Annotated in this window: 7 protein-coding genes and 1 pseudogene; 6 read left to right on the forward strand and 2 right to left on the reverse strand. The window is 66.6% G+C overall.

All coding sequences use genetic code 11. The features are described 5' to 3' along the window. Window positions 1-319: integrase core domain-containing protein (locus tag B5M43_RS14630; protein WP_230668257.1), on the forward strand; the 319-nt coding region annotated here is incomplete at its 5' end. Window positions 320-1,036: 717 nt separating this feature from the next. Here the strand turns inward: B5M43_RS14630 and B5M43_RS14635 are convergent. Both B5M43_RS14635 and B5M43_RS14640 read right to left on the reverse strand, forming a co-directional pair. Beyond that, a complete protein-coding gene (locus tag B5M43_RS14635; protein ID WP_134747210.1) occupies window positions 1,037-2,704 on the reverse strand; it encodes a gamma-glutamyltransferase family protein in 1,668 nt (555 codons plus the stop codon). After that, window positions 2,598-3,443 (reverse strand): FadR/GntR family transcriptional regulator, encoded by an 846-nt coding sequence (locus tag B5M43_RS14640; protein WP_134747212.1) that lies wholly within the window; start codon window positions 3,441-3,443, stop codon window positions 2,598-2,600. Before B5M43_RS14640 ends, B5M43_RS14635 begins: the two co-directional genes overlap by 107 nt. Here B5M43_RS14640 and B5M43_RS14645 point away from each other — a divergent pair, their 5' ends adjacent. The 5 genes and pseudogenes from B5M43_RS14645 (at window position 3,444) to B5M43_RS14665 (ending at window position 7,312) form a co-directional block, all read left to right on the forward strand. Further along, window positions 3,444-4,319 carry an ABC transporter substrate-binding protein gene (locus tag B5M43_RS14645; RefSeq protein ID WP_134747214.1) on the forward strand — a complete coding sequence of 292 codons (876 nt, stop codon included), beginning with the start codon at window positions 3,444-3,446 and terminating at the stop codon, window positions 4,317-4,319. Between the two features lie 23 nt (window positions 4,320-4,342). After that, window positions 4,343-5,146: an amino acid ABC transporter permease gene (locus B5M43_RS14650; protein WP_134747216.1), complete on the forward strand. Its 804-nt coding sequence runs from the start codon at window positions 4,343-4,345 to the stop codon at window positions 5,144-5,146. Beyond that, window positions 5,143-5,934, forward strand: coding sequence for an amino acid ABC transporter ATP-binding protein (locus B5M43_RS14655; protein ID WP_134747218.1), 792 nt, complete (start codon window positions 5,143-5,145; stop codon window positions 5,932-5,934). The genes B5M43_RS14650 and B5M43_RS14655 overlap by 4 nt, the downstream gene beginning before the upstream one ends. Window positions 5,935-6,035: 101 nt before the next feature. Then, window positions 6,036-6,437, forward strand: a pseudogene (locus B5M43_RS14660) (single-stranded DNA-binding protein); the annotation flags it as partial. Between the two features lie 569 nt (window positions 6,438-7,006). Next, window positions 7,007-7,312, forward strand: a complete 306-nt coding sequence (locus tag B5M43_RS14665) for a transposase (protein ID WP_230668260.1) — start codon at window positions 7,007-7,009, stop codon at window positions 7,310-7,312. Window positions 7,313-7,398 lie beyond the last annotated feature (86 nt).

Raw genomic sequence — 7,398 nt, forward strand, 5'->3', positions numbered from 1 at the left:
GAACTACATGTCGATGGTTTACACCGACCGCGTCGTCGAACTTGGCGCGACCCCGTCGACAGGCACTGTCGGGGACTCGTATGACAATGCCCTCGCCGAGGCGATCAACAACCTCTACAAGACCGAGCTGATCCGCCAGCGCGGGCCCTGGAGGACGGTCGAGCAGGTCGAGCTTGCGACGCTCGAATGGGTGTGGTGGTGGAACCACCAACGCCTCCATGGCGAGCTCGGCATGCGCACCCCGGCCGAAATCGAGGACGCGTACTACGCTGACCTCGGATCAGCCTCCCCGGCGACCGCCGGACAGGGAAACCGATAGGAACGAAACCCAGGCCGGTTCAGTTCGACGCTGTCTGGTGTGCCACGAGCGACGGGACGATGCTCTGGGCCTACCAGATGCCACCCAAGCTGTACGCAAGCGGCTCGTGGACGCCGATAGTCGACCCGCCGCAGTCGACCGCCTTGCACGCCGTCACGGTCTCCGCCCTGACCTGACGGCACGAGAACTCGCATCGGCCGTCGTCCAGGAGCGAGTCGCGAGGAGGGGCTCACGCGAACTCGTCTCGGAGGGTGACGCTGATGCGTTCTCCATGCTTGAGATGACCGTTGGCCGTATCTCACCTGATCGCATCGCATCCGTGAGGCTGATGTCATCCGGAGCGCGTGTCAGCACCGCATACGGACTGAACATCGATCTCGACCTGAACGGCACCATCATCCGCATGTGGAACACATCCGATGGCGTCGAACCGCTCGCACCGGTTTCAGATGGCTTCCTGGGGCGTACTGCGACCGCGGTGGTCCACACTCTGGATGTGCCAATTTCGCTGAAGCTCGGTCCCGACACACCAGTGGCGCCCGACCGCGACAAACACGGCGGTACCGCGTCGGCGTCGCTCCACGGGCGAACTCTACCGAAGCGGTGTACACAAAGTACATGCGGCGGGAGCGTGGATCTGACGACAGCGCCGGCACCACGTCGGTGTGGCAGGTTCGCACCGGCCAGACGCTGCGACGACGTCGCGCTGGACGCGCGTCAGACGAGGACGGCGCTGCCGTCGCTCCGCGGATCGAATCCCGCCTCGACGCGATCGCCTCGAACGGCGATAGCCTGCGCGTGCCCCATCGTCTCGCTCGGTTCCGGGAGCTCCCTGACGGTCAGACCCCGGTCGACCAGGTCGCGGACGATGGTGGGATCCGCCAACGGCTCCACTCGCAGCACGTCCGGGTCGTCGTCCAGGGTGAAGCGCCCGTGGAGCACACGCGGGGCGCTGGTGGCCGCCTGTGCCGTGGCGCCGGCGAAGAGCTCCTGGAACACCTGGAACACGAACTGCGCCTGACCGTCGGCTCCCATCGAGCTGACCGCGAATCGTGCATGTCCGTCCACGAGACCGATCGCGCACATGAGAGTGTGCATCGTCCTTTTGCCCGGTTCCAGAGAGTTCACGCGCCCCGGGACAAGTGAGAAATAGTGCCCGCGGTTGTGCAGGATCACTCCCGTCCCCTCAGGCATGAACATAGATCCGAACCCGTAGTACAGGCTCTGGATGGCTGCGCACATGTTGCCCGAGCCGTCCCTCGTGACGAAGCCCACCGTGTCGCCGGATGGTGGGTAGCCGGCCATAGCCGGCGCGGGTGCGGACTGTGCGGCCCCGGTTCGCAGCACCGCGAGCGCGTCCTCGACCGTCTGCGGGTGGAAGCGCGGGTCGCCGACGTGGCTGTCGCGGAAGGCAAAGGCCCTGCGCTTCGCCTCCACCAGTCGCTCGTAGTACCGGGCGTCTCGCTCGTCGGCCGCGCTGCCCCCGGCCTCTCGGAAGTACTGCAGCATCAGCAGGGCTGTGACAGCCTGGCTGTTGGGCGGAGGCACGAACAGCTGGTATCCGTCGATGACATGAGTGATCGGCTCGACCCACTCGGGCTCGAACTCGGCCAGGTCGGCAGCGGTGATCAGGCCGCCGCTGCGCTTCATGGCCGACGCGATCGCCTCGCCCACGGCGCCGCGGTAGAAACCGTCCCGTCCCTGCGTCGAGATGGCACGCAGAGTGGCGGCGAGTTCGGGCTGCGTGACGGTGTCGCCCTCACCCAGCCACTCTCCGCCGAGGGAGAGCATCCGTTGCAGGGGTGATCCCTCCGCGATCTCGGGGGCCGAGCTCTTGATCCACCGGGCGAGCCCAGGTGAGACGCGGTAGCCCGCTTCCGCCACGTCGGCGGCGCCGCTCAGGAGCGCCTCCAGCCCGAGCCGGCCGAAGCGGCGGGAGGCGACGTCCCAGCCGGCGACGGTGCCCGGCACCGACACCGACAGAGGCCCCCGCGCCGGGACCGCGGTGAGGCCGCGTCGGAGGAACTCCTCCCGCGTGGCGGCGCGAGGAGCCGGACCGGTCGCGTTGAGGCAGTGGACCTCACCAGAGGAGGCCTCGTAGTACAGCATGAACATGTCGCCGCCCACGCCGCACATGTGCGGGTAGACGACGCCCAACATCGCGTTGGTGGCGATCGCCGCGTCCATCGCGCTGCCTCCCGCCGCGAGGATCCGCGCGCCCTCCTCGGAGGCGAGCCAATGGGGGGAGGAAACGGCTCCTCGGCCGGCCTCGACGGTCTCAGACATCTTCGCCCTCCGCGATCTTCCGGGACGCCTCCTTGATGAGGCGCTCGACCTGCGTGACATGCTCGAGCATCGCCGTCCGCGCGGCTTCCGGGTCGCCATCGCGGATCGCCTCGAAGATGCGCCGGTGGTCGTCGAGAGCGGCTTCGGCTGCGCTGACCGGTTCGAACGACATCTCGCGGCTCTCGTGCGTGACGTCCATCAGAGTGTTCACGAGCTCGAGCAGCGTGTGGTTGCGAGTCGCCCGGGCGATGGAGACGTGGAAGACCTCGTCGTAGTCGATCACGCGCTGGCCACCATCATGGGCGCGCTGCATGACGTCGATCCAGTGTCCGATCTCGGCGATGTCCTCTGCGGTCCTGCGCTCGGCCGCGAGCGCGGCGGTGGAGGGCTCGATGATGCGGCGCGTCTCGATCGGATCGTCGGCCAGCAGGCCATCCACCGGAGGGCGCGTCGAGAAGGCGACCAGCTGAGCGCGGGCGCGTCCTGGGTTGCCGAAGCGCTCTCGTTTGCGCGTGGTGATGACGCCGATTCCCTCGAGGAATGTCAGGGCTTCGCGGAGCGCGTTGCGACCGACCTCGAACTGCTCCGACAGCTCGCGCTCGGACGGCAGCCGGAGCGCGGGCATGCCGGATGCGGCGATCACCTTGATCAACTGGTCGGCGACGAGCTGCGGCAGGGCGCGCTGCTGTGCGGGGCGGAGGACGAACTCATTCGTTTCTGGCATGTAAACGCTCCTGGACGATCCGGTTTCGACTATCCCTTTATCCCACTGTCCTACAACAGGATGATCGCAATCAAAGCACAGTTGTCCGTCTGACGCTAGGAAGGCAGTCACCACATGCGCACCACCTCGAACCTCCTGGTCCCGTTCGCCGCACTGGCGGGAATCGCGATCACGGCTTCGCTGTCGGGGTGCTCCGCACCCGCGGCGGACGCGGCGTCCGACAAGCCGGAGACAGTCGCGAGCGTCGACACGGGAGCGCTGGTGACGGATGGCACCCTCACGATCTGCACCGCCCTGTCGATGGCGCTGCCGCCCAACTACATGTACGACGAGACGAACAGCCCGGCCGGCATGGAGATCGACCTCGCGGACGACCTGGCCGCGCGGCTGGGCCTGGAGACGCAGTACGTGGACGTCGCGTTCAGCTCACTGATCCCGACGCTGCAGGCTCGCCAGTGCGACACGATCATCTCGTCGCTATACATCAAGCCGGAGCGCGAGGAGGTCGTCGACTTCGTACCGTACGTGTGGCAGGGGCAGGGCATCGCGGTCCTCGAGGACAACCCGAAGGGCATCGAGGGCTACGACGAGTCGCTGTGCGGCAACAGCGTCGCCACGACGATCGGCACGACGGCCGAGCTCAACATGGAGACGATGAAGGAGACCTGTGAGGCGGAGGGCTCCGGTCTCGAGGTGGTGAAGTTCGACAACGCCACGAGCGCGGCGCAGAGCGTGATGTCGGGCCAGCAGGATGCGCTCGCGGCGGAGTCCCCGGTCATCGCCTATCGGAACCAGCAGACCGACGGCCGTCTGGTGCGAGCGGGAGAGGCGTACGGCCTCATCAAGGTCGGGGCAGCGGTGTCGAAGGACAACGCCGCGCTTCGGGACGCCCTCGCCGAGGCCTTCGCGGGGCAGAAGGCGGACGGAACGTACGAGCAGTTGCTCGAGGAGTACGGGCAGACCGACATGAACATCGACGCGGCATTCTGATCGCCCGCACACAAGGAGACGACATGCAGTTCGATCCGGAGTTCTTCTGGGGGAGCCTTCTCACGCCCTCGCCCTCGTTCCTGCACGGGCTCGGGCTGACGATCGCCATCTCTGTGGTCTCCATGGCCCTCGCGCTCGTCGTGGGCCTCGGTGTCGCTTTGATGGGACGATCTCGGTGGCTCGTCCTGCGATCGCTGGCGGGCGTGTACATCTGGGTGCTTCGTGGCACGCCGCTGCTGGTCCAACTCGTGCTGCTCTACATGGGCTTCGCGGCCGCCGGACTGTTCCGCTTCGAGAACATCAGCCTTGCGGGGATCTCGATCGCCGGCGCCGTGCAGGCCGCGGTGGTCGCGCTCACGCTGAATGAGAGCGCGTACGTCGCCGAGATCGCCCGCGCCGGTCTCGAATCGATTCCCAAGGGACAGCTGGAAGCGTCACGCACCCTCGGGATGTCTGCCGCGTCGACCATGCGCTGGGTGGTCCTGCCGCAGGCGATCCGCACGATGGTGCCGCCGCTGGGGAACTCGTTCAACGGCCTGATGAAGAACACATCGATCCTGAGCGTGATCGGAGTGCAGGAGATGTTCCTGGTCACGCAGTCGCTGAGCTCGGCGACCTTCAAGACCTTCGAGATCTTCATCGTCGCGGCGCTTTACTATCTGCTGCTCACGACCGTATGGACCGTGATCCAGTGGTTCATCGAGCGGCGCTGCAACGATCTCGTCGGGCTGCCGTACGAGGTGCCGTTCGCAGGCGCCGTGCGCCGCCTCGCGCGGGTGCCGCGCATGACCGCGAGCGGCGCTCGCGTGCAGGTGGTCGGGCGATGACGGGCATCGTCGCGCCCGTCGGCGCATCCGAACCCGTCATCCGCACCATCGGCGTGAACAAGAGCTATGGCGCCAATCAGGTTCTCCACGACATCGACGTGGAGGTGCACGAGGGAGAGGTCGTCACGCTGATCGGGCCGTCCGGTTCGGGAAAGACGACGCTTCTGCGCACCTTCAATCGGCTCGAGGACGTCTCGTCTGGCGAGATCCTGCTCGATGGCAAGCCGCTCGGCCAGAGGCTGCGCGGCAACGGAACCTACGGCGAGGACTCGCGGGCTCTGGCCCGCGACCGGCAGCGGATCGGCTTCGTGTTCCAGCACTTCAATCTCTTCCCCCACATGACGGCTGCGGAGAACGTCTGGCACGCCCCGGTGCGCGTCAAAGGTGAGGATCGTCGTGAGTCGCTCGAGAACGCACGGCGCCTGCTCGCGCGGGTGGGCCTCGAGCGGCAGGCGGACCAGAAGCCCGCCACGCTCTCGGGCGGGCAGCAGCAGCGGGTGGCCATCGCCCGTGCTCTCGCGATGAAACCGCGCCTGCTGCTGTTCGACGAGCCCACGAGCGCACTCGATCCCGAGATGACGCAGGAGGTGCTCCGCACCATCCAGGAGCTGGCGGAGGAGGGCGTGACCATGGTCATCGTCACGCATGAGATGGACTTCGCCCGCATGGTGTCCGACCGCGTCGTGATGATGGAGCACGGAGTCGTGATCGAGACCGGCACCGCCGAGGCCGTCCTGGGGGCGCCGACGCACGAGCGCACCCGGGCGTTCATCGCGAACCTGCGCTGACTTCGCCGGAGAGATGGTTGCAAACAGGGGTGAGTGGTGCGATCTGATCGGTTTGATCGGATGCGACCCGAAGAACCGCGGGACTACGCGGAAGTCTCGGTGGGCCCGAGCACGGCGCGAGCGAGTCGGGCAACGAATACGCCCGCTTCAGCGTCGCCGTCAACGACCGTCGTCTCAGCGCGACGACGAACCGGTGGGAGGACGTCGGCACGGTGTTCCACCGCATCGTCGTGTTCAACCAGCAGGCGCGGCACGTCGCCAGCTCGCTCCGCAAGGGCGACGCGGTGATCGTCGCCGGCGACCTCCGCTTCGGCACCTACACCGACAAGGAAACCGGCAACACCCGCGAGACCCGCGACGTCGTCGCCGACAACGTCGGCGCTTCGCTCAAGTTCGCGAGCGTCGCCGTCGAGCGCGCCCCAAAAGCCACGAGCCCCGGAGCTGACGCCTCGGGGCCGGTGGCGACGCCGGTCTCGTACACCGGCGCCGGGGTTTCTCGCTGAGCTGAACCAACTCGAACGGGGCGAGAGTCATCGTACTCTCGCCCCGCTCTTCGTGTTCGACGGGGTGCCGGTCCTGATCACTGATATCTTCGCTCACACGGACGCAGCGCCGGAGAATCGGCGGACAAATCGCTCTCTGGGGGAGCGATTAGTAGCGCATTGCCGAACGGGGATTCAACGACGCCGTGGTTGCCACATTCGATGATTTCGTCCGGCTCCGCCTGGCGGAGGCGGAGGCATGGGCCCGAGCCAACGCGCCGGTTCCCGTCGCTCGAGTCGAGCTCTTGGCAGCCGAGGTACTCATCGACATCCTGCTGCACACAGGCTCTTCAGAGCTTCGCGAGAAGATCGTAGAGGAGGTCGCGCTCGGGGCAAACCAAGGGAGCCGCCCCTTCTGAAGCGCCCTGAGTCTGATGGAGACTCGCGCTATTTGATTCCGACCAGCAGTTCGCGGTCGGCTTGGACAGCATAGAACGCGTTCTCGAACTCGACGGGCGGGAGGGCGTGAAGCAGGAACTGGTGACAACTGATCGTTAGTGCCGGGAGGCGCTGGCGGGGAGGATGTCATCATGCCCGGTCCCTATCCCAGAGAGTTCCGCGAGGACGTCGTCGCTGTCGCTCGTAGCCGTGAGAGCGGCGTCACCATCAAGCAGATTGCGACCGACTTCGGTATCAGCGAGGCGACGTTGCAGAACTGGCTCCGTCAAGCTGACGTCGAGGAAGGCAACCGTCCCGGTCAGACCGCGGTGGACGCTGCCGAGGCTCGTGAACTGAAGAAGCGGGTCCGCCTCCTCGAACAGGAGAACGAGGTCCTCCGGCGAGCGGCGGCGTATCTGTCGCAGGCGAACCTGAAATTCGGTGGATCCCCAAAATGACGTACCGCTCGTGTCTGAGCTCGCCGACGCGGGGATCCCCGTGACGGTGTCGTGCCGGGTGCTCAAGCTCGCCCGTCAGCCCTACT

Origin of the sequence: Microbacterium sp. MEC084, from assembly GCF_004514465.2 — a bacterium.
Classification (GTDB): domain Bacteria; phylum Actinomycetota; class Actinomycetes; order Actinomycetales; family Microbacteriaceae; genus Microbacterium.

Coding starts and splice junctions, on each gene's coding strand:
- B5M43_RS14645 (WP_134747214.1), top strand. CDS start 3,444: ATGCGCACCACCTCGAACCTCCTGGTCCCGTTCGCCGCACTGGCGGGA.
- B5M43_RS14635 (WP_134747210.1), bottom strand. CDS start 2,704: ATGGCGACCCGGAAGCCGCGCGGACGGCGATGCTCGAGCATGTCACGC.
- B5M43_RS14665 (WP_230668260.1), top strand. CDS start 7,007: ATGCCCGGTCCCTATCCCAGAGAGTTCCGCGAGGACGTCGTCGCTGTC.
- B5M43_RS14650 (WP_134747216.1), top strand. CDS start 4,343: ATGCAGTTCGATCCGGAGTTCTTCTGGGGGAGCCTTCTCACGCCCTCG.
- B5M43_RS14655 (WP_134747218.1), top strand. CDS start 5,143: ATGACGGGCATCGTCGCGCCCGTCGGCGCATCCGAACCCGTCATCCGC.